Consider the following 21,830-nt stretch of genomic DNA (forward strand, 5'->3'; position numbering starts at 1 on the left):
AAGGCCCGGAACCGCACGGCTCCCCCGCTCCTGAGAGCGGGGAAGCCGGGTTCCGGGCCTTCACGCACGCGTTACGCGGGCTTCTCCTCCAGACGCGGGAACAGCACCGCGCCCTTCGTCACCGTCGCACCGGCCGGCAGCAGGCCCCAGGTGCCGACGTCCCCCATCCGCTGGTCGGCCAGCGCGCCCAGACCGGCCGCCTCGGCGCCCAGCGACTCCCACAGCTTCTGCGAGGTGTCCGGCATGACCGGGTTCAGCAGGACCGCGACCGCGCGCAGCGCCTCGGCGGCGGTGTAGAGGATGGTCGCCAGGCGCGCCCGGCCCTCCTCCGAGTCGTCCTTGGCCACCTTCCACGGCTCCTGCTCCGTGATGTAGCCGTTGACCTGCTTCACGAAGTCGAAGACGGCCAGGATGCCGCCCTGGAAGTCCAGTTCCTCGCCGATCTTCCGGTCCGCCTCGGCCACGGCCTTCGCCAGGCCGTCGGCGATCGCCCGCTCGGCCTCGCCGGCTGCCGTCGCCGCGGGCAGCGCGCCCCCGAAGTACTTGCCGACCATGGCCGCCACGCGCGAGGCGAGGTTGCCGTAGTCGTTGGCGAGCTCCGAGGTGTACCGGGCGGTGAAGTCCTCCCAGGAGAACGAGCCGTCCTGGCCGAAGGCGATCGCGCGCAGGAAGTACCAGCGGTAGGCGTCCACGCCGAAGTGCGAGGTGAGGTCCTGCGGCTTGATGCCGGTGAGGCTCGACTTGGACATCTTCTCGCCGCCGACCATCAGCCAGCCGTGCCCGAAGACCTGGCCGGGCACGGGCAGGCCGTTGGCCATCAGCATCGCGGGCCAGATGACCGCGTGGAAGCGGAGGATGTCCTTTCCGACCAGGTGCACGTTGGCCGGGAAGGTCTGCTCGAACTTCTCCTGGTTGGCGCCGTAGCCGACGGCCGTGGCGTAGTTCAGGAGCGCGTCGACCCACACGTAGATGACGTGCTTGTCGTCCCACGGGATCGGGACGCCCCAGTCGAAGGCGGACCGGGAGATCGACAGGTCCTGGAGGCCCTGCTTCACGAAGTTCAGGACCTCGTTGCGGGCCGACTCGGGCTGGATGAAGCCCGGGTTCGCCTCGTAGAACTCCAGGAGCTTCGGGCCGTACTCGGACAGCTTGAAGAAGTAGTTCTCCTCCTTGAGGATCTCCACCGGCTTCTTGTGGACGGGGCACAGCCTGGTGCCGTCCTCGGCCTCGATGAGGTCCCCGGGGAGCTTGTACTCCTCGCAGCCCACGCAGTACGGGCCCTCGTAGCCGCCCTTGTAGATCTCGCCCTTGTCGTACAGGTCCTGCACGAACTCCTGCACCCGGTCGGTGTGCCGCTTCTCCGTCGTCCGGATGAAGTCGTCGTTCGCGATCTCCAGGTGCTCCCAGAGGGGCTTCCAGGCCTCCTCGACGAGCTTGTCGCACCACTCCTGCGGGGTGACCCCGTTCGCGTCGGCCGTGCGCATGATCTTCTGACCGTGCTCGTCCGTGCCGGTGAGGTACCACACCTTCTCGCCGCGCTGACGGTGCCAGCGCGTGAGCACGTCGCCTGCGACGGTCGTGTAGGCGTGGCCCAGGTGAGGAGCGTCGTTGACGTAGTAGATGGGGGTCGATACGTAGAAGGACTTCACGTCGTTCGCCCCCTGCTTCTCGGATCCAGTGGCCGCCATGGTCGAAATCCTAACGGCCGCGGGGAGATCCACTCACCCGCGTAAACGCGCGGGGCGGGCGGGGGCCGGCCGCGGGGGCGCGGGGGCCGGGGCGCGGGGGACCGTGCGACCGGTCCTCCCGCGCTCCCGGGCCGCGGGGGATCAGTCCCGCTGGGCGAACCCGGCGAGGAGGCCCTGGTAGAACGCGGTGTCGGGCACGTCACTGGGCGCGGGCCCGGCGTGCAGGAACGCGGCGTTGGGAGCGTCCAGCTTCCGCAGGAAGTCGAACGCCTTGCTGTCGTCCTCGCCGAACGCCACGAACTGCCAGAACAGGTCCTTGCCGGCCGCGTCGGCGAGCGCCTCCCGGGCGGCCACCTTGGCGTCCGGGGCGCCGTCGGTCTGGAAGACCACCAGCGCGGGGCCGTCGCCGCGGCTCTTCTCGTAGTGCTCCACGACCGCCTCGACGGCGCACTGGTAGCTGGTGCGCCCCATGTGCCCGAGCGCGGCGTGCGTCTCGTCGATGACGCCCTCGTACGAGGTGAGGGAGAGGTCGGCGGTGCCGTCGAGCTCGGTCGAGAAGAACACGGTGTGGACGGCGGCGTCCTCGTCGAGGTGCGCGGCGAGCGCGAGCACCCGCTCGGCGAGGTGCTGGGCGCTGCCGTCCTTGTAGTACGGCCGCATCGACCCGGACCGGTCCAGCACGAGGTACACCGAGGCCCGCGCCCCGTTCAGCCCGGCCTTGCGCAGCTGGGCCCCGGCGGCCTTGTAGTGGTCGACGAGACCGGGGGCGCGGGACTTGAGCCGGGGGAGGGTGACGGCGGGGGACGCCTTGGCGGGGGATGCCTCGGGGGCGCCCTTGGGGCTGGCGCTGGCGCTGGCCTTGGCGTTGGCGGGCTCGGGCCGGGGCTCGGGCTCGGGGGCGCCCTTGGCCTTGGCCTTGGGCTTGGCGTTTACGGGGTCGGGGTCGGCCTTGGCCTGTACGGCTTCCGGTTCGGGGGCGGGCTCGGGCTCGGCGGCCTTGGGCTCGGACTCCGCCTTCGGCTTCGGCTTGGGCTCGGCGGCCTTCGTCTCGGGCTCGGCCTTCGGCTCGGGCTCCGGCTTGGCCTTCGGCTTCGACTTAGGCTCGGGCTTCGGCTCGACGGCCTCGGCCTGCGGCTCGGTCTCCGCCTCGGTCTCCGCCTCGGCCTTGGGCGTCTTCGGCTTCGGCTCGGCCTCCGTGGTCTTCTCCGCCCGCGGGGACTCCGCGCGCGGCTGCGGGACCTCGGAGGCGGCGGGCTCCGGCTTCGGCTCCGCCTTCGCCTCCGGGTCCGCCTTCGGCTCCGGCTTCGGCTTCGGCTTCGACTCCGGAGGCGGAGCCGGTGCCGACGGTTCGGCCGGGGACGCGTCCTCCACCGGTCGGGTCGGCGCCGGGACGGCGGCCCGCGGCGTCGCGTCGAACGCCGCCGCGACCAGTTCCTCCGCGGGGGACAGGTCGCGCCGGGCGGGTGCCGGGACGGTCGGGGTGGGGTTCGTGGACGCGGCCGGTGCCGACTCCTCGGCGGGGGCCGGTACGGCCGCCGCGGCCGGGGCCGACTCCTCCGCCGGAGCCGCCGTCAGGTCGGCGCTCTCCGCGTCGCGATCGCGTCCGAACACTTTGCGCAGCAAGCTCCGAATGCCCATGGGCGAGGCCTTTCGCATGAGTTGGGTGCGATGTGCGGTGCAGGGTGGTGCAGGGCGTTGCGTACCCACGCCGCGTGAGCGGGAGCACGAGCGTGGACACGTAAGGTTAGCGATCCGATCCGGTCAACCTCGGCAGGGGGCGGACGACGCCGTACCGCTTACGCCCCGGACGGATCCGTCACCGATCGGTCTGCTGCCCCGGATCGCCCGTCTGCACGCGGGGTCCGCGCCACACCGGGCACCGTCAGGGACGCAGGGCCAGTGGGCCCGACAGCCAGGTGCGGTACGGGGCGGACTGCCGCGCCGCCTCCCAGTACGCCGCGTCCAGCGCCGAGTGCACCGTCCCGTACACCCCCGACTCGTACGCCCCCGCCCGCGCCGCCAGCAGCAGCCGCACCGCCAGCGGGTCCCCCCGCAGCGGGCGGATCGCCATGTCCGCGCGGGGCCGGGACGTGGGCTGACAGGGCGTGACGACCTCGCCGGACGCCACCAGGGACGCCGCCGTCAGGTAATCGCCGTGCAGCACACGGGGGTTGAGCCCCGCCTCCGCGAACACCCGCCGCAGCCCGTCCCACTCCCCGTCCACGCTGGGATCCACCATCCAGCGGTCCCCCGCCAGATCGGCGAGGTCCACCACGTCCTCCTCGGCCGCCGGATGGTCGGCCGCCAGGGAGATGAACTGCGGTTCGCGCTCGACGAGCACCCGCACGTCGAGTCCGTCGGGCACCCGCAGCGGGCACCCCTCCACCTGGTGGACGAAGGCCACGTCGAGCTCGCCCGCCGCGACCAGGTTCAGCAACGCGTGGGCGGAGACGTCGACATGGAGCTGCGTCTCCGTGCCGGGCAGCCGCTCGCGCAGCCGCCGCAGCCACCCCGGAATGGCCCGGCTGGCGGTGGACCCGATCCGCAGCCGGGGCCGCCCGTCCACGCCGTCGACGGCCGCGCGCACCTCCGTGAGCAGCGCGTCCATCCCCGCGAGCAGCGGCCGGGCGCGGCTGAGGACGGTCCGGCCCAGCGGTGTCGGGCGGCAGCCGGTGCGCTCCCGGGAGAAGAGCAGGCCGCCCAGTGAGTGCTCGATCCGCCGGAGCTGGGTGGTCAGGGCCGGCTGGCTGGTTCCGAGCTGCCGCGCGGCCCTGTGCAGACTGCCGGTGTCGGCGATCGCGCACAGCGCGCGGAGATGCCTCACGTCGAGCTCCATATCCCGAGCGTAAAGGGCTTGTCATGTCCCGCACTAGACGGCCGAATCCGGGCGGATAACGCGGGGTTATCGCCGGTTGTCATCATCCCCGGGCACATCCGGCTCCCCGACACTCGCCCTTGCCCCCGGCAACCCACCGGGGACACCCCCACGAATGAACGAGCAGGAGCCCCCCATGAGACACCAGAGGACTGTCGTCCTGTCCGCCGCCCTGGGTCTGGCGCTCGCCGGCCTGGGCGCGATCCCCGCCACGGCCGCCGCCCCCTCCGCCGCTTCCCCGTCTTCCTCTTCGCCCCTCTCCTCGTCGTCCTCTTCCGCGTACGTGCACGGCGCGTCGTACGCCGGGTCCGCCAAGGAGGCGGCCAACAACAAGGCGTTCTACGACGCCGTGATGAAGTCCGTGGCCAAGAAGCGGGCCGCCAACCCGCTGGCGGCCTCCGTCACCGTCTACTACAGCACCCGTAACGCGCCGAGCTTCCGTTCCCAGATATCGCAGTCCGCGCAGATCTGGAACTCCTCGGTGCAGAACGTCCGCCTCGCCGAGTCGTCGTCCGGCGCGGACTTCTCGTACTACGAGGGCAACGACCCGCAGGGCTCGTACGCGTCCACGGACGGGCACGGCGGCGGGTACATCTTCCTGGACTACCAGCAGAACCAGCAGTACTACTCGGTCCGTGTGGTCGCCCACGAGACCGGCCACGTCCTCGGGCTGCCGGACCACTACTCGGGTCCGTGCAGCGAGCTGATGTCCGGCGGCGGGCCGGGCACGTCGTGCCGGAACGCGTACCCGAACAGCACGGAGCGCTCGCGCGTGAACAGCCTGTGGCGCAACGGGCTGGCGTCGGCGTTCAAGCCGGCGGCGTAGGTCCTGGCCCGGCATGCGGCCGGCTGCCCGGCGGGTCCGCTCCGCCCCGGTTGTCGTACCCCTCTGGCAGCATGGCCGCATGCCGAGTGTCTCTCCCCGCCGTTCGTGTCCGTCGTGCGGCCGTGCCGTGGCTGTGGTGGCGGGGCGGTATGTGCGTCATGATCCGCGGGCGCGGGTGGCGGGTGGGGGTGAGCTGACGCTGTGCCCCGGCTCGAAGCGCCCGGCCCCTCCGGGCCTGGGCCGGCCGACCCTGGACGGGTACGAGGTGGCACCGTTCCCGGGGCAGCTGCCGCTGTTCTGAGGGGGGACCCTGCGGGGCGGCTGTGGGTAACGGGTTGCCGGCCCGCGCAGTTCCCCGCGCCCCTTTCGCGCCCGGCCTTTGTCTGCGGGTCGTGGTGGGTCGCTCGCGCAGTTCCCCGCGCCCCTTTCGCGCCCGGCCTTTGTCTGCGGGTCGTGGTGGGTCGCTCGCGCAGTTCCCCGCGCCCCTGCAGGGCCGGGCTGTCGTTTGTCTGCGGGCTGTGGTGGGTCGCCCGCGCAGTTCCCCGCGCCCCTGGGGGGTCTGTGGCCGAGCCGTGTTCACCGGCTCAGGGTGGACTACCCAGGGGCGCGGGGAACTGCGCGACCGGCCGTCCACGGTCTGCAGGCGAAGAGCTGGGGGTCTGTGGCTGAGCCGAGTTCACCGGTTCAGGCGGACTGCCTAGGGGCGCGGGGAACTGCGCGACCGGCCATCCACGGTCCGCAGGCGAAGAACAAGCACCCGTGGCCGAGCCAGGATTCGCCGCTCAGGCGGACTACCCAGGGGCGCGGGGAACTGCGCGGCCAGCCCCCACCCGTCCGCAGACGAAGGCCGGGCACCAACACCAAGAGGAGCGGGGAACTGCGCGGTCAGCCCCCACCGGGCCGCAGGCGAAGGGCACACCCCGAGCGGTCCCCTCACTCCCGTGTGTAGAACACATAGAACGCCGCCAACCCCATCCCCGCCCCCAGCACCGCCCCCATCCCCGCCGCCCCCAGCACACTCTCGCCCGACTGGGCATACAGGAACCCCGTCCCCGCGCCGAACAGCGTTCCGAACGCCAGGGCCCGGAGTTCGCGGGGCAGGCGGCCCTGGATCAGCAGCAGGCCGAGGCCCAGGGCCGCGATCACCGCCCCGGACACCAGTCCCAGCGCGATGTTCCCGCCCGTCACCTCCCCGCCCCTGCGGCTGATGGACGCGGCCCAGAAGCCGTAGAAGACGCCGGTCACGAGCGGCAGGGCGATCAGGGCCGGCGGCAGGCCGAGCCGGGACGGCCTGCCGGTGGCGCGGCTCGGCCTCGACGTCGGCTGCCTCCTCGGCATCGCTGCGTGTGAGGACATGGCGGGCTCCTTCCACGGCACCTCGGTACCTCGGCACCTTCCACGGACCTTCCCCCATACAGCCCACACCCGCGCGCCCCACCCGGCAACCCGGGGTTGGCTGGACCCGTGCGCCCCCACGTCACCGCCGTCGGCCTCGGCATCGCCGCAGGCGGGCTCGGGCTGCGCGCGCTGGTCGCCCTCGGCCGGGTCCTGACCCTCGCCGACCTCCCGCCCCGCGCCGACCCCGGCACGGCGGCGGGCGTCTACGACGCCCTCACCGCCCTCCTGCGCACCACCGCCTGGTCCGCCGTCGCCGCCGGTCTCGCGCTGGCGCTGACGGCGTGGCTCAGCGGTCGCGTACGGCTCGGCGGTCGCGTACGGCGAGCTCCGCCAGCCGGCGAAGCGCCGCGTCCAGCACCGGCCGCGGCGGCGACGCCAGACCCACCCTGACCGCGTCCGGCGCCGACCCCGCGCCCACCGCGAACGCGCTCCCGGGCGTCACCGCGACCCCCAGCTCCCGTACGGCCGCCGCCACGAAGGTCTCCGCCCGCCACGGCTCGGGCAGCTCCCACCAGCAGGAGAAGGAGCGGGGGTCCGTACGGACGGAGAAGGCGCCCAGGTGGCGCGCGACCAGCGCCTGCCGCGCCGCCGCCTCCGCCCGCTTCGCCGCCGTCACCGCCTCCACCGTTCCGTCCTCCACCCACCGCACCGCCGCCTCCAGGGCGAACCGGGCCGCCGTCCACGCCCCCGACCGCAGCGCCCGCGCGGCCTCCTCCCCGTACGCCTCGGGCACGCTCAGGAACCCGACCGTCAGGCCCGGCGCCAGCCGCTTGGAGAGGCTGTCGACGAGCAGGGTCCGCTCCGGGGCGTACGCCGCCAGCGGTGCGGGCGTCCCGTCCCCGTCCGCCAGGAACGCCCAGGTCGTGTCCTCGACGGCGGCGAGCCCCGACTCCCGCAGGACCGCCGCCAGTTCCGCCCGCCGCGTCCCGGGCATCGTCAGCGACAGCGGATTGTGGAGCGTGGGCTGGACGTACACCGCGCTCAGCGGCGTCCGCCGGTGCACCGCCTCCAGCGCCGAGGGCAGCATCCCCGACCCGTCCGTCCCGATCGGCACCAGGGAGATCCCCAACCGCTCCGCGACCGCCTTGACCAGCGGATACGTCAGCTCCTCCACGCCCACCCGGGCCCCGGGCCCGGCCAGCGACGACAGCGCCGCCGCGATCGCCTGACGGCCGTTGCCCGCGAACAGCAGCCGGTCCGGGTCCGGGCGCCAGCCGGGGCGGGCCAGCAGCCGGGCCGCCGCCGCCCGCGCCTCGGGCGTACCGTCCGCCGCCGCCGGGCGGGTCGCCCGAAGGAGCACGTCCGGGCGGGACAGAGCCGTGAGGGCGCGGCCCATCAGCTCCGACTGACCGTCCGCCACGGGGTAGTTGAGCTCCAGGTTCACCGGCGTACGGCCGCTGTCCTCGGCGAGCACCGACCCGGGGTGCGGCGGCGCCGCCCGGACGAACGTGCCGCGCCCGACCTCCCCCACCACCAGGCCCCGCCGCACCAGCTCCCCGTATGCCCGGATCGCGGTGGAGACCGCCACCCGGTGGCGGCGCGCGAACGTCCGCTGGGGCGGCAGCCGGTCGCCCGGCCGCAGCCTTCCGTCGGCTATCGCCGCCGCGACCCCGTCCGCCAGCCGCAGGTAGTCCATCGCTCCTCCAGAGCCCGCCCGCAGTGCACCGAGAGCAGCGACAGTGCACCGGGAGCAGTCTCGCACCGAGACCGCATTGCACCGAGAGCAGCGACAGTGCACCGGGAGCAGCCTCGCACCGAGACCGCATTGCACCGAGAGCAAAGATCTTATTGCACCGAGGAGTTGGGGCCGCCTAGCCTCCTGACATGCCCACCACCTACACCGACCGGGGCACGGGCGACGCCCTGCTCCTGGTCCACGGCCATCCCTTCGACCGCACGATGTGGGACCCGCAGACCGAGGAGTTCGCGCGCTCGCACCGGGTCGTCGCCCCCGATCTGCGCGGCTACGGCAGCGCGCCCGTCACCCCCGGCACCACCCTCCTCTCCGACTTCGCCGAGGACGTCCTGGCGCTCGCCGACCGGCTCGGCCTCGGGCGCTTCCTCCTCGGCGGGCTCTCCATGGGCGGCCAGATCGTCATGGAGTGCTACCGCCTCTTCCCCGAGCGGATCAGCGGTCTGCTCCTCGCGGACACCTTCCCCGCCGCCGAGACCCCGGCCGGACGCACCGCCCGCCGCGAGGCGGCCGACCGGCTCGTACGCGAGGGCATGAAGCCGTACGCCGACGAGGTCCTGGAGAAGATGGTGGCGCCGTACGCGGACGCGGCGGTCAAGGCGCGGGTGCACCGGATGATGACCGCGACCGATCCCGAGGGGGCGGCCGCCGCGCTGCGCGGGCGGGCCGAGCGGCCCGACTACCGGGAGCTGCTCACCACGGTCACCGTCCCCACCCTGATCGTGGTGGGCCGCGACGACACGTACACCCCGGTCGCCGACGCCGAGGCCATGCACGCCGCGGTCCCCGGGTCCGCCCTGGTGGTCGTGGAGCGGGCGGCCCATCTGCCCAACCTGGAGCGGCCCGAGGAGTTCAACGCGGCCGTGCGCGCCCATCTGACGGGCTGAACGCACCGCGGACCGCTCCCCGGCGGGGACAGCGGCCCGCGACGCCCGGCCGGTGAACCCGTCGGCCCGGTGAACCCGTCGGCCCGGCGAACCCGTCGGCCCGGCAAACCCGTCGGCCGGGCGGGTCCCTTAAGCGGGGCGGGCCGGGTTGCCCGGGGTGCGGGCGGCGCGCTCGTGGGTGAGGATCGGACCGTCCGGAAGCCCGGTTGCAGGGGGGCCTAGCCGAGCAGGAGGCGTCAAGGTATGCGCGCTGTCGCGGTCCAGGCCTTCAGGGCCACGCCGGAGGTCATCCATGTCCCCAAGCCGGAACCCGGCCCGGGCGAAGTGCTGGTGAAGGTCGCGTACGCGGCCCTCAACCCGTTCGACTGGCAGGTCGCGGACGGCCTCCTCGACGGCCGGGCCCCGCACGTCTTCCCGCTGGTCCTCGGCGTCGACTTCGCCGGCCGCGTGGACGTGGTCGGACCCGGCGAGAACCGGTTCGTGGTGGGCGACGCGGTGTACGGGCAGGCGGCGCGGCCACCGGTGGGGACCGGCACATACGCGGAGTACGTGACGATGCCGCACGACGCGACCATCGCCGGGGTGCCCGACGGGCTCGCGCTGCGGGCGGCCGCGGCCCTGCCCACGGCCGGGATGACCGCGCTCCAGATCCTGCGTACGGGTGTGGCGCTCGAACCGGGCGACTCGATGCTCCTGGTGGGCGCGGCGGGCGGGGTCGGCAGCGCGCTGACCCAGTTGGCGGCGGCGCGGGACATCCGGGTGGTGGCGGTGGTGCGGGGCGCGGAGCGGGAGCGGATGCGGGCGCTGGGCGCGGCCCTGGCGATCGACTCCACCGAGGAGTCGGTGCGCGAGGCGTGCGAACGGGCCGTGCCGGGCGGGGTGGACGCGGTGGTGGACCTGGTGTCGGCGGACGCGGAGGCCTTCGAGGTGTACGCCCGGCTGATGCGTCCGGGCGGCGCGGCCCTGAGCACCCGCGGCGCGGCCCCGTCCGGCAGGGGAGTGAACTTCCAGCTCACGGCGTCGGGCGCGCTGCTCGACGCGCTGGCGGCCGCGGCACTGGCGGGTGACGTGCACGTGCCCGTGGAGGCGGAATACCCGTTGGAGAAGGTGGCGGAGGCGATGGAGCGGAACCGGGCGGGCGGGGCGCGGGGGAAGACGCTGTTCGTGCCGTAGATGTGCCGTAGGTGTGCCGTAGATGTCCGTTTTCTTGGGGCGGGCGGGAAAGTTTATCCACAGGGTGTGGATAAATATTCGCCCGCACGGCTCTCTTCCGGCGCGGGTAGACCCACCCAAAAGGTTGTATTCACCGTGATCGCATACTGATGCCATGGGTGCACAGCTCGACGTGGACAAGGGCCCGGGCGGCCGGGGGCGGGTGCGGCTCGCGCCGCCGCAGTGGCTGGTCAGCGGGTTGCGCCCGCAGAGCACCCCGATCGTGTGGCCCGGAGTCGCGCGGGCCGGGATCGCGCTGGCGGCCCCGCTGGCCGTGGGCTTCGCCACCGACCAGCCGACGTACGGCGCGCTGGTGTCCATGGGCGCGCTCTCCGGGGTCATCAGCGACACCGCCGACGCGTACCGGATGCGGGTCTTCAACATCGCCGTGCCGCAGCTCTTCGGCGCCCTCGGGGTCACCCTGGGCACCCTGGTGTACGGCGAGGGCTGGTTCGCGGTCGCCGCGCTCACCCTGGTCGCCCTCGCCTCCGGAATGATCTCGTCCATCGGGGCGGTGGCGTCCGTGTCCGGGCTGCTGCTCCTGCTGAACGCCGTGGTCGGGGCGGGACTGCCGATGCCCTCGCCCTGGTGGAAGGCGCCGCTGCTGCTCTCCCTCGGCGGGCTCTTCGTCCTCCTGCTCACCCTGCTCGGCTGGCCGCTGCGCAACCGCGTCCCGGAACGGACGGCCGTCGCCTCCACCTACCGGGCGGTGGCCGACCTCCTCGAAGCCGCGGGCACACCGGCGTACGACGCCCGACGGCAGGCGGTCACGCAGTCGCTCAACACGGCGTACGACCTGGTGCTCGCGCGCCGCACCCGCGACCACGGACGGCGCAGCCCCCTGGTGCGGCTGCTCGCCCAGCTGAACGTGGTGATCCCGCTGGTGGAGGCGGCCCCCGCGGCGCATCTGCGCGGGCGTCCGCTGCCGCCCGAGATCCCCGCGGCCGTACGGGAGCTGGCGACGGCGGTGGAGCGGGCGCACACCGGACCGGTGCCGGACCTGGCCCTGCCGGAGGCGGCCGCGCCGTCGGAGCGGGCGGTGGACGCGGCGCTGCGGCACGCGGCCGTGGTGGTCCACAAGCCGGACCCCGATCCGTACAACGTCGACGACCGGCTCGGGCGCCCGGCGGCGCTGCGCATCCGGGTGCGGCGGGGCGCGCGCGACGTGCTGTTCTCCGAGGCCTCCTGGCGGTACGGGCTGCGGCTCGCGCTCTGCATCGGGCTCGCCCAGGCGCTGGTGTCGCTGGTGGCGGTGGAGCGCTCGTACTGGGTGGCGCTGACCGTCACGTTCGTCCTGAAGCCGGACTTCGGGTCGGTGTTCTCGCGGGCGGTGCTGCGCGCGCTGGGGACGGCGGTGGGTCTGGTGACCGCGGCGGCCGTGCTGGCGGAGGTGCCGCGCGGGTGGTGGGACGTGCCCGTGATGGTGGTGCTGGCGGCGCTGATCCCGGCGTTCTCGGCGAAGGGGTACGCCTTCCAGACGGCGGCCATCACCCCGGTGATCCTGCTCCTTTCGGACCTCCTGAACCACCAGGGCTTCGGCCTGGTGCTGCCGCGCCTGTGGGACAGCCTGATCGGCTGCGGGATCTCGCTGGTGGCGGGCTATCTGCTGTGGCCGGAGAGCTGGCACACCCGGATCGGGGACCGGCTGGCGGACGCGGTGGAGGACGCGGCGGGGTACGTGGAGTGCGCGTTCGGCGGAGAGGGCCGGTTCGGCGGGGAAGGCCAGGACCAGGCCGAACGGGTCCGCCGGCGCCGCCGGATCTACCGCGACCTGTCGGTGGTCCGCTCCGAGTTCCAGCGCGCGCTGACCGAGCCGCCGCCGACGGGGGCGCGGGCGGCGGCGTGGTGGCCGCTGGTGGTGGCGGTGGAGCGGATCGTGGACGCGACGACGGCGGCACGCGTACGGGTCAACCACGGCGCGGCCCCGCCGGCGGAGGAGGAAGTGGCGGCGGCGGTACGGGAGTTGCGCGGGCTGGCGGACGGGCTGCGGGCGTCGTCCACGCTGGTGGAGGTACGGGCGTCGCTGACGGGCCCGGAGGAGGGGGTACTGGGCCCCCTCCGCCAGGAGGTGCGGGCGGCTCGGGCGATTGCTTCGCCGGGGGGTTGAGTTGAGGGGGGATTTGCCCACCCGCCCGCCCGTGCGGCCGGGTTGGGAGGGCCCGGGCCTCTGCTGGTCGGCTCAGACCGGAAGGCGTCCGCAGGCCGTGATCAGCGCGCCCCCATGACCCACCCGCCCGCCCGTTCGGCCGGGTTGCGCAAGCCCGGGCCTCTGGACCATGGCCCCCGCCGCGGGCGACCGTGCGCCGCCGTCGCATCCGACACTGCCACACCACCGTCGCCGACGCTCCGCTGCGCGGATCGGTCGTCCTTCGGCTGCGGGCCGGTGGGGGCCGTTCGCGCAGTTCCCCGCGCCCCTGAGGCGGCCCCCCGCAACCGCGAAACCCCGCTCGGGCACGACCCCTTGGGGGGCGCGGGGAACTGCGCGAACGGCCCTCCACGGTCCGCAGGTGAGAGAGGGGCACACCCCCCGGTCCGGGGTGGCCTACAGGGGCGCGGGGAACTGCGCGAGCAACCCTCCACGGTCCGCAGGTAAGGAGGAAAGGGGTCCGGCACCCCGCGGTCCGGGGTGGCTACCGGGGCTTGGGGAACTGCGTGCGCGCCCCCTGCGGTCCGCCGCCACCCCGGGGCCCACCCCCGCCCCGGGGGACCGGGTGGTCCGGGAAGTCGAGCCACGGGGTGTGGTGGCCGTCCGGGGTCACCGTCATCCCGAAGCGCTCCGGACCGGGGCCGCCCACCCGGCGCCACCACCCGTACGCCTCCTCCACCTCCGCCCACAGGCGCCGCGGTCCGTACTCCCACACGGTGAACCGCTCACCACCGCGCCCGTCCCGGTCCACCGCCGCCCACGAAGTGGCATCGGTGGTGGCGAGCCACAGCCGGGAGACGACCCCCTCGACGCCGGGATCCTCGTGCCAGGTGTGCCAGACATCCCGCGTCCGGAGCCCGATCGCGAAGCGGGCGGCCCAGTCGTCGCCCGTCACCGCCCAGGGCGACAGGCGCGTCACGGACTCGGTGGGGACGTGCTCATCACGTACGACATCACGGTAGATCCGCAGGTCGGAGCGCTGGCCGCGCATGAGCATGAACGCCGAGTGGGGAGAGAACCAGCCGGACGCCGTCCCCGTACCGTCGACGATGAGCCGCAGCAGCCCGTAACACAGCCACGGTGTCTCCCACGGCGTGAGGATCACCCCGCCCGGGGCCGTCTGGCGCAGCCAGGCCGGGGGCACTTCCCGTACCGAGCAGGTGGCGATGATCCGGTCGTAGGGCGCTCCCGCCGGGTAACCGGCAGCCCCGTCCCCGCTGATGACCGTGGGTTCCAGGCCGGCTCTCTTCAGGGCGAGCGCCGCCTGCACCGCCAGTGCCGTGTCGACCTCGATCGTGGTCACCTGCTCGGCCCCGAGCCGATGGGCGAGCAGCCCGGCGTTCCAGCCGGTCCCGGTGCCGATCTCCAACACGCGGTGCCCGGGGCGGAGGCGCAGCAGGTCGAGCATGCGGAAGACGATGGAGGGGGCCGAGGCGGATGACGAGGGCCAGCGCTCCTCGTCGCCGGGGTCGTCGCCGTCGTTGATCTGCGTCACCACCGGAGCGTCCGCGTAGGCCGCCCGCAGCCAGGTCTTGGGAGTGGAAGCGCGCGTGCAGGGGGTCAGGTCGTCAGCCAGCCAGATCGTCCCGGGCAGGAAGGCGTGCCGGGGCACGGCCCACAGCGCGTGCTCCCACTCCGGTGCGAGCGGGGCGCCGAGTTCGTCGTGGAGGGCGCCGAGCAGACCGTGGGCGGCGAGCTGCTGGGCCGCCGCGCCGATGCGGTGGTTCATGCTCATGGCGCGCTCTTACTTCCCGTGCTTCGGGGGCTGCTTGGGCTGCGAGCTGTCCGGCGACGGCTTGGACGTACCCGGGTCCTTGCCACCCGCATGCTTCCCGTCGCCCCCGCCGCCACCCTTGCCGGTTCCCCATCCCATGACTGCTCCTTCGTGGTCGTGACCCGCCCGACGAGGAGCGTCGGACCCTCCCGAACGGCAGGTGCGTGCCGCCGCGGTTACTGACACCGTCAAGGAAACCGCTGTGAACGCCCGCGCTCCACGGCATCCATGCGGCAGTCTTGAGGCACATCCGATGCCCTGGGCGCATCGTCCGCCCCCAGAATCATCGGTGGAGAAAGGGGCCCCGCGTGGGACTCGCGGAACGGCGAAAGGCCCTCGGCCACAGCCAGGAAACGTTCGCCCACGCGCTCGGCGTCGACCGCACCACGGTCGGCCGGTGGGAGAGCGGGAAGACCGAACCCCAGGTCTCCTTACGGCCCCGACTCGCAGCGGTGCTGCGAGTCGATCTCGCCGAAGTGGGCGCCCTGGTCGCGCAATCGCGTGGCCAGGGGCAGAGCCCTGTTCCGGCCCCACCCGGCGACGATCACCCCTTGCGGGACAGTGACGACCACCACTTGCGGGACAGTGAGGACATGATCCGACGCGAATTCCTGCGCGCGATAGCGATGGTCGGAGCCCTGACTTCCGGTCTGCCCGCCGACCAGGCCGCGGCGCTCGACGACGCGGCTCACCGGGGGCGTGCTCCGGGCTTCTTGCAGATGAATGATCACCTGTGGCAGGTGTACCAACTCGCCCGCGCCAAAAGGGCGGTGCGGCCCATCGTTCGGGAGCAGCTCTCCGCCCTGACCAGTACCCTCCAGGCACGCTCCGGCGCCGAGGCGCGGATGCTGTGCGGCGCGGCCGGTGACCTGTTCCAGCTCGCGGGAGAGCTGGCGTTCGACAGCAGCCGCTACACGGACGCCGCCGCTTCCTACGCCCTCGCCGCTTCGGCGAGCAGAGAAGCGAGAGCGTACGACCTCTGGGCGTGTGCGCTCGTCCGGCATGCGTACGTTGATCTCTGTGAACACCGCTTGAAGGACGCCATCCGCCTTCTGTCGGCCGCTGAAATGATCGCCAGGCGGGGAGACAGCGCACTGTCGACTCGGCACTGGGTCGCGTCCGTGCAGGCGGAGGCCTTCGCCGGGATGGGTGACCTGGCCGCGTGCGAGCGCGCGCTGGACGCGGCTGAGGAGGTCGCGTACCTGGCCGGCCCTGGGCACAACGGCGGATGGCTTCGGTTCGACGGCTCGCGCCTGGCCGAGGAGCGGGGAGCGCGATACGTACAGCTCGGCCGTCTCGATCTGGCCGAGCAGACCTTGAGATCGGCCCTGGAACAGGGCGTATTGGCTCATGGTCATTCGTTTCGGCGACGAGGAGTGGTCCTGGCGGACTTGGCGGCCGTCGGCGCGAAGCGGCGCGATCCTGACCAGGTGATCGTTTATGGCCGGGAGGCCTTGGCCCTCGCGCGCGAGTCCTCCTCCGGATATGTCGCCCGTAGACTCCAGGGCCTACGCGGTGAGCTCGGCCCCATGGCGCACGACAGTCGCGTAGCCGAGCTGGGGGCCGAGATCGGCGCGTTGAGCAAGACGTGACGAGAGGGGTTGGCATGTCGCACGGGCAAGGGCAAGGCCAGGGCGCACGGGTCTTCCGGGAAGCCTGGATCGCGGGGGTGCACCAGCACTTCCCCGGCGAGCCGAAGGCCGGTTACGTGACTCCGTGGGAGGACACGCCCGAGTGGGAGCGGGAGGCCGCCGGCTCGGTGTACGAGCAGGTCAGCCAGTTCATCGAGGTCAGCGGCGGCACCGCGGCCAGACTGACCCGGGAGCAGAAGAGCCGTTTCGTCGCGACCTGCTGGATCGCGCAGATGTACAAGCACTTCGAGCACCCGAAGCCGGGTTACGTCGCCGACTGGTCCGACCTCCCTTCCTGGCAGCAGGAGACGGACGCGGACATCTTCGAAGCCGTCGAGAAGGCCGTGAGCTGACGCCAGGGGGAATTACGCGCCTCGCATCAACTCGCGCCGTCCCCCGGCCGGCCAGGGTAAGGAAGTGGCGGGCGGAGCCGGAAGTCCTTACCCGCCAGGCGGCACCCCCGTTACACTCCCCCCATGACCCCCGCGCAGCACTCCACCTGGTGGCGCTCCTCCTAGGAGCGGCCACCAGACCTGCGCGTATGCGCGTTCGCGAAAAGGGCCGTTCGGTATCGGACGGCCCTTTCGCATGTCCCGCCTCGCCCCTTCCGCGAGGAGCCAGGGAGATGGCCGTCCCCCCGGACCACGGCCTCCACCCACCTCCCCAGAAGGGCACAGACCCATGACCCGCATGCTCACCGGCGACCGCCCCACCGGCCCCCTCCACCTCGGCCACTACTTCGGCACCCTCCAGAACCGCGTCCGCCTCCAGGACAGCGGGGCCGAGATCTTCGTCGTCGTCGCGGACTACCAGGTGATCACCGACCGCGACATCGCCGACGACCTCCTCGGCCACACCCACCGCCTCGTCCTCGACTACCTCGCCGTCGGTATCGACCCGGCCCGCGCCACCGTCTTCACGCACAGCGCCGTCCCCGCCCTCAACCAGCTCCTCCTCCCCTTCCTCAGCCTTGTCTCCGTCGCCGAGCTCGGCCGCAACCCCACCGTCAAGGACGAGATCGCGCACTCGCGCCAGTCCGCCGTCAGCGGGCTGATGTTCACGTATCCGGCGCACCAGGCCGCCGACATCCTCTTCTGCAAGGCCGATGTGGTCCCCGTCGGGCAGGACCAGGTCCCGCACCTCGAAGTCACCCGGACCATCGCCCGGCGCTTCAACGACCGGTACGGGACCGTCTTCCCGGAGCCCGAGGCCATGCTCTCCGCCGCGCCCGTGCTCCTCGGCACCGACGGGACGAAGATGAGCAAGTCCCGCTCCAACTCCATCCCGCTCTCCGCCACCGCCGACGAGACCGCCGCCCTCATCCGCCGCGCCACCACCGACGCGGACCGCCGCATCACCTACGATCCGGCCGGCCGTCCCGGTGTCTCGGGGCTGCTTCAGCTCGCCGCGCTCTGCCAGGACCGGGACCCGTACGCCGTCGCCGCCGACATCGGTGACGGGGGCGCCGCCGCGCTCAAGCGGACCGTCACCGAGGCCGTCAACACCCGGCTCGCGCCGCTCCGGGCGCGCCGTGCCGAGTACGCGCGCGACCTCTCGTACGTACGGGATGTCCTCCACGAGGGAAACAAACGCGCCAACGCCGTCGCCGAGGCCACCCTCGACGAGGTGCGCGCCGCCATGGGGGGTTTCGCTAAGGGTGGGCATTCACCTGCCGATTTCGGAATTGTGGGCCGGTGAAGCCGTCGTGCCGCGCATTGCGGAGACGTTGTCACCCGGGTGAGTATTCCGCCATCCGGCGTGGCGGCAGAGCCCCGGAAGGCGGGCATCACGGCTATTGACTGGCGAGTAACAACCGCTCATACTCGCACGCATGGCCGGGCCATGGGCCGCTCTGCCGCGCACGCTCGCCGCGGAGCTGCGAAAGGAACAGAGTTCCACGGCGGCCGAGGTGATCCGGCAGATACGCCAGCACGTGCCGGAATTCTCCAGGCCGCTGCACGGGAAATTCGGGCACGGAATCCAGATGGGTGTGGAAACCGCTCTCGCCGAATTCGCGGATCTGGTGGAGGGCGGCGCCGGCGCGTCCGCCCACCCGGGCGGCGAGCGCTGGCGGGTCTACTGGGTGCTGGGGCGCGGCGAGTTCGCGGAGGGCCGCAGCCTGGACGCGCTCCAGGCCGCGTACCGGCTCGGGGCCCGCGTCGCCTGGCGGCGGTACGCGCGCGCGGCGCGGCGGGCCGGGGTCGGGGCCGACCAGGTCGTCCTGCTCGCCGAGGCCGTCTTCGCGCACATCGACGAGATCTCCGCCGTCTCGGTGCGCGGCTACGCCGAGGCGCAGGCCGACAAGGCGGGCGCGCTCGGGCGGCGGCGCCACCATCTGCTGGAGCGGATCGTCTCCCGTACCACCGGGCCCGCGCTCGAACAGGCGGCCATGGCGGCGGGGTGGACGCTGCCGGACACGGTGGCGTGCGTCGCGCTCGGGCCGCCCGCCGAGCGCGACCGCATCCACCGCAGGCTGCCGCCCGACGTCCTCGCCGACCTGGAGGGACCGGAGCCGTTCCTGCTGGTCCCGGAGCCGGGGACGGCCTTCCGGGACCAGGTGTTCGCGGCGGCGCTCGACGCGCGCGGCGCTGTGGTCGGACCGGCCGTGCCGCTCGCGATGGCGGCGGACTCGCTGCGCTGGGCGCGCACGCTGCTCGCCCGCCTCGAAAGGCCCGGGGGGATCGTCGGCAAGCCCGGGGGGATCGTCCGCTGCGAGGAGCGGCTGCCGGAGCTGCTGCTCCTCGGGGACCAGCCGCTGGTGGGGCTCTTCGCCGACCGGCGGCTCCGGCCGCTGGACGACCTCACGCCCAAGCAGGCCACCCGGCTGGCCACCACCCTCCTGGTGTGGCTCCAGTGTCACCGGGGCAGCGCTCCGGAGGTGGCGGAGCGGCTGGAGCTGCACCCGCAGACCGTACGCCAGCGGCTGCGCCGGATCGAGCACCTCTTCGGCGCCGCGCTCGACGACCCGGACGCCCGCTTCGAGCTCGAAGTGGCCCTGCGGTTCCGGCTGTTGGCGGGGCAGGGGCCGAGGCCGGGACCGGGTGCGGGGGTGGAGCTGGGTGCGGGGGGCGGGCGGACGGCTTCGACGCCGTAACCGCCGTAACCGCCGTAACCGCCGTAACCGCCGCGCGACCCCTCCGAGCGCTCCCGCCGTTGCCCGCCGTTGCCCGTCGTTGCCCGGCACTTCCCGTCGCCGCTCGCGCATGATCTTCTCCGCCGGGGCGTTCACCCCATCGGCCCCCCGCGTCACTCGCGTGGCGGAACCCCGTACCTCCCCTTAGCGTGATGAAGGGCGCGTATCCCCTCGTAAGGAGACGTACGCCATGGGTCGTCATACCAAGGACGCCGTCGAAGAGGGCAGGGCGGAACGCATCGCCGCCGCTTCGGCACCGGAGGCGAGCGCCGAAGCGGCGGGCGGGGCGAGTCCCGACGGGCCGCCCCGGCGCGGTGAGGGCGCGGCCACGGCCGCCGCCGCGGCGGCCGGGCGCACCGGCCACCAGGGCGCCGCCCATGAACACCGCTGGCTGGTCCTCGCCGTCATCGGCCTCGCCCAGCTCATGGTGGTGCTGGACGCCACCATCGTGAACATCGCCCTGCCCTCCGCGCAGAGCGATCTCGGCTTCAGCGACGGCAACCGCCAGTGGATCGTCACCGCGTACGCCCTGGCCTTCGGCTCGCTGCTGCTGCTCGGCGGACGCGTCGCGGACCTGGTGGGCCGCAAGGCCGTCTTCCTGACCGGTCTGGTCGGCTTCGCGGTCGCCTCCGCGATCGGCGGCGCCGCGCCCAGCTTCACCGTGCTCGTCCTCGCCCGCGCCCTTCAGGGCGTCTTCGGCGCGCTGCTCGCCCCGGCCGCGCTCTCGCTGCTCACCACGACGTTCACCGACCCGAAGGAGCGCGCCAAGGCCTTCGGGATCTACGGCGCCATCGCGGGCACCGGCGGCGCGGTGGGACTGCTGCTCGGCGGTCTGCTCACCGAGTACCTCAACTGGCGCTGGTGTCTGTACGTGAACCTCATCTTCGCGGCCATCGCCTTCCTCGGCGCCCTGCGGCTGCTGCACCCGGGAGCCCCGGCCGACCGTCCCAAGCTCGACATCCCCGGCACGCTCCTGGTCTCGGCGGGTCTGTTCTGCATCGTCTTCGGTTTCTCCAACGCTGAGAAGCACTCCTGGAGTTCCGCGCAGACCTGGGGGTTCCTGGCGGCGGGCGGTGTCCTGCTGGTGGCGTTCGTCGTGTGGCAGCGGCGTGCCGCGCACCCGCTGCTGCCGCTGCGCGTCGTCCTCGACCGGGACCGCGGCGCCTCGTTCCTGGCCATGTTCATCTCCGGCGCCGGGATGTTCGGGGTGTTCCTGTTCCTCACGTACTACCTGCAACAGGTGCTGCGCTACTCGCCCGTGAAGACCGGACTCGCCTTCATCCCCATGGTCGTGATCATGATCGCGTCCTCGGTGATCGCGCAGAACCGGTTCGTGCCCAGGGTGGGCGCCAAACCGATCGTGCCGCTGGGGATGGGCCTGGGCGCGGCGGGCCTGGTGTGGATGACGGCGCTGGACGTCGACAGCACGTACGCGCCGCACGTCCTGCCGCCGCTCCTGGTGATGGGCTGCGGCATGGGCCTGATCTTCGCCCCGGCGATGAACCTGGCCACGGCCGGAGTCGCCGCCCACGACGCGGGCGTGGCCTCCGCGATGGTCAACACCAGCCAGCAGGTGGGCGGTTCGGTGGGCACCTCGCTCCTGAACACCCTGGCCACCAGCGCCGCCACCCACTATCTGGTCGGCAGGCAGCCGACCCCGCAGGTCCTCGCCAAGGCCCAGCTGCACAGCTACGCGACGGCCTACTGGTGGTCGGCCGCCTTCTTCGCCCTCGGCCTGCTCATCACCGTGATCCTCTACCGCAAGGGCCCGCCCCGCGTGCCCCCGACGGAGGGCGGGGACGCGAGCCCGATCCACATGTGAAGGTGTGAAGGCGGAGCCGGGCGCGCCCCAAACACCCCGGACGCCCCAAACACCCCGGACGCCCCAAACGCCCCGGGACGGCTCGCGGCCGCCCGGGGCGCTCGGCGTCAGACGAACAGGAACGCCCCCGCCGTCGCCGCCCCCAGCGCCGCCCCCGCCACGGTCTGCCCCACCGTGTGGTACCGCAGGGCCACCCGCGACCAGCACACCGCGACGGTGAGGGTGTGGAGGAGCAGCCACAGCGGCTCGTGCGTGACGGCGGCGAGGAGCGCCACCACCGCCGACGCCACCGACGCGTCCACCGAGATCTTCCACACCGTGTTCACCGCGAGCAGCCCGATCGTCATCACCCACAGCGCGAGCATCGCCGCGAGAATGCCGACGGGCGCGTCCCCGAGGACCATGACCAGCGAGCCGGTGCCGATCGAGCCGAGGATGACGAAGAAGATCGGCGCCCGTTTCGTACGGTCCACCACATGCCGGTCGCCCCAGGTGCCGCGTCCGCGCTCCCACTCGATGTAGCCGGCCGGGATCAGTCCCGCGCACAGCGCGCCCAGGAACCCCCACAGCAGGCCGGTCCAGTCGCCCGCCGCCGCGTACCCGATGCCGAGCATGCCGACGAGCAGGCAGTTGCGGGGCTGGAGGACGTTGGTGACGGCCAGGGCGACGGGCCGCCGGGCCGGGTCGTCGAGCCCGGTGGTGCGGCTGTCGGGGGTCCGGCTGTCGGTGGTGCGGTGGTCGGGGG

At 73.2% G+C, this 21,830-nt stretch carries 18 protein-coding genes; 10 read left to right on the plus strand and 8 right to left on the minus strand.

The features are described from left to right. Positions 1-71: 71 nt before the first annotated feature. The 3 genes from metG to ABZ404_RS10925 form a co-directional block, all read right to left on the minus strand. A complete protein-coding gene (gene metG / locus ABZ404_RS10915) occupies positions 72-1,688 on the minus strand; it encodes a methionine--tRNA ligase (protein WP_358834273.1) in 1,617 nt (538 codons plus the stop codon). Positions 1,689-1,829: 141 nt separating this feature from the next. Then, positions 1,830-3,299, minus strand: a complete 1,470-nt coding sequence (locus tag ABZ404_RS10920) for a VWA domain-containing protein (RefSeq protein WP_358834274.1) — start codon at positions 3,297-3,299, stop codon at positions 1,830-1,832. 271 nt (positions 3,300-3,570) lie between these two features. Beyond that, positions 3,571-4,524 carry a LysR substrate-binding domain-containing protein gene (locus tag ABZ404_RS10925; RefSeq protein WP_358834275.1) on the minus strand — a complete coding sequence of 318 codons (954 nt, stop codon included), beginning with the start codon at positions 4,522-4,524 and terminating at the stop codon, positions 3,571-3,573. 175 nt (positions 4,525-4,699) lie between these two features. Between ABZ404_RS10925 and snpA the strand changes: the two genes are divergently transcribed. Beyond that, on the plus strand, positions 4,700-5,389 hold the full coding sequence (gene snpA, locus ABZ404_RS10930; protein WP_358834276.1) for a snapalysin: 690 nt from the start codon (positions 4,700-4,702) through the stop codon (positions 5,387-5,389). Positions 5,390-6,322: 933 nt separating this feature from the next. Here the strand turns inward: snpA and ABZ404_RS10935 are convergent. Next, positions 6,323-6,745 (minus strand): hypothetical protein, encoded by a 423-nt coding sequence (locus tag ABZ404_RS10935; protein WP_358834277.1) that lies wholly within the window; start codon positions 6,743-6,745, stop codon positions 6,323-6,325. Positions 6,746-6,853: 108 nt separating this feature from the next. Between ABZ404_RS10935 and ABZ404_RS10940 the strand changes: the two genes are divergently transcribed. Further along, on the plus strand, positions 6,854-7,177 hold the full coding sequence (locus ABZ404_RS10940) for a hypothetical protein (RefSeq protein ID WP_358834278.1): 324 nt from the start codon (positions 6,854-6,856) through the stop codon (positions 7,175-7,177). Here the strand turns inward: ABZ404_RS10940 and ABZ404_RS10945 are convergent. Beyond that, entirely contained in the window at positions 7,074-8,423 is a 1,350-nt protein-coding gene (locus ABZ404_RS10945; RefSeq protein WP_358834279.1) for a PLP-dependent aminotransferase family protein, read from the minus strand. The two genes, ABZ404_RS10940 and ABZ404_RS10945, sit on opposite strands and share 104 nt — an antisense overlap. 188 nt (positions 8,424-8,611) lie before the next feature. Here ABZ404_RS10945 and ABZ404_RS10950 point away from each other — a divergent pair, with 188 nt between their 5' ends. The 3 genes from ABZ404_RS10950 (at position 8,612) to ABZ404_RS10960 (ending at position 12,686) form a co-directional block, all read left to right on the plus strand. Then, on the plus strand, positions 8,612-9,367 hold the full coding sequence (locus ABZ404_RS10950; protein ID WP_358834280.1) for an alpha/beta fold hydrolase: 756 nt from the start codon (positions 8,612-8,614) through the stop codon (positions 9,365-9,367). Between the two features lie 243 nt (positions 9,368-9,610). After that, the gene (locus tag ABZ404_RS10955) at positions 9,611-10,540 is read left to right on the plus strand and encodes an NADP-dependent oxidoreductase (RefSeq protein WP_358834281.1); all 930 of its coding nucleotides are present in this window, start codon (positions 9,611-9,613) and stop codon (positions 10,538-10,540) included. 154 nt (positions 10,541-10,694) lie between these two features. After that, positions 10,695-12,686, plus strand: coding sequence for an FUSC family protein (locus tag ABZ404_RS10960; RefSeq protein WP_358834282.1), 1,992 nt, complete (start codon positions 10,695-10,697; stop codon positions 12,684-12,686). A 523-nt stretch (positions 12,687-13,209) separates the two neighbouring features. On the opposite strand, the gene ABZ404_RS10965 is transcribed toward ABZ404_RS10960, so the two are convergent. Beyond that, positions 13,210-14,460: a methyltransferase domain-containing protein gene (locus ABZ404_RS10965; RefSeq protein ID WP_358834283.1), complete on the minus strand. Its 1,251-nt coding sequence runs from the start codon at positions 14,458-14,460 to the stop codon at positions 13,210-13,212. 9 nt (positions 14,461-14,469) lie between these two features. Next, complete coding sequence (locus ABZ404_RS10970) at positions 14,470-14,598, minus strand: hypothetical protein (protein ID WP_358834284.1); 129 nt, start codon at positions 14,596-14,598, stop codon at positions 14,470-14,472. Positions 14,599-14,807: 209 nt separating this feature from the next. Here ABZ404_RS10970 and ABZ404_RS10975 point away from each other — a divergent pair, with 209 nt between their 5' ends. The 5 genes from ABZ404_RS10975 to ABZ404_RS10995 all read left to right on the plus strand — a co-directional run bounded on the left by ABZ404_RS10975 (position 14,808) and on the right by ABZ404_RS10995 (position 21,085). Beyond that, a complete protein-coding gene (locus tag ABZ404_RS10975) occupies positions 14,808-16,091 on the plus strand; it encodes a helix-turn-helix transcriptional regulator (protein ID WP_358834285.1) in 1,284 nt (427 codons plus the stop codon). Positions 16,092-16,105: 14 nt separating this feature from the next. Next, on the plus strand, positions 16,106-16,483 hold the full coding sequence (locus ABZ404_RS10980) for a hypothetical protein (RefSeq protein ID WP_358834286.1): 378 nt from the start codon (positions 16,106-16,108) through the stop codon (positions 16,481-16,483). Between the two features lie 328 nt (positions 16,484-16,811). Beyond that, complete coding sequence (trpS, locus tag ABZ404_RS10985) at positions 16,812-17,828, plus strand: tryptophan--tRNA ligase (protein WP_358834287.1); 1,017 nt, start codon at positions 16,812-16,814, stop codon at positions 17,826-17,828. Positions 17,829-17,961: 133 nt separating this feature from the next. Further along, a complete protein-coding gene (locus ABZ404_RS10990; protein WP_358834288.1) occupies positions 17,962-19,224 on the plus strand; it encodes a helix-turn-helix domain-containing protein in 1,263 nt (420 codons plus the stop codon). A gap of 229 nt (positions 19,225-19,453) precedes the next feature. Continuing rightward, a complete protein-coding gene (locus ABZ404_RS10995) occupies positions 19,454-21,085 on the plus strand; it encodes an MFS transporter (protein WP_358834289.1) in 1,632 nt (543 codons plus the stop codon). Positions 21,086-21,192: 107 nt separating this feature from the next. On the opposite strand, the gene ABZ404_RS11000 is transcribed toward ABZ404_RS10995, so the two are convergent. Continuing rightward, a complete protein-coding gene (locus ABZ404_RS11000; RefSeq protein ID WP_358834290.1) occupies positions 21,193-21,747 on the minus strand; it encodes a hypothetical protein in 555 nt (184 codons plus the stop codon). Positions 21,748-21,830: the final 83 nt, after the last annotated feature.

Origin of the sequence: Streptomyces sp. NPDC005878 (genome assembly GCF_040629815.1) — a bacterium.
GTDB lineage: Bacteria > Actinomycetota > Actinomycetes > Streptomycetales > Streptomycetaceae > Streptomyces.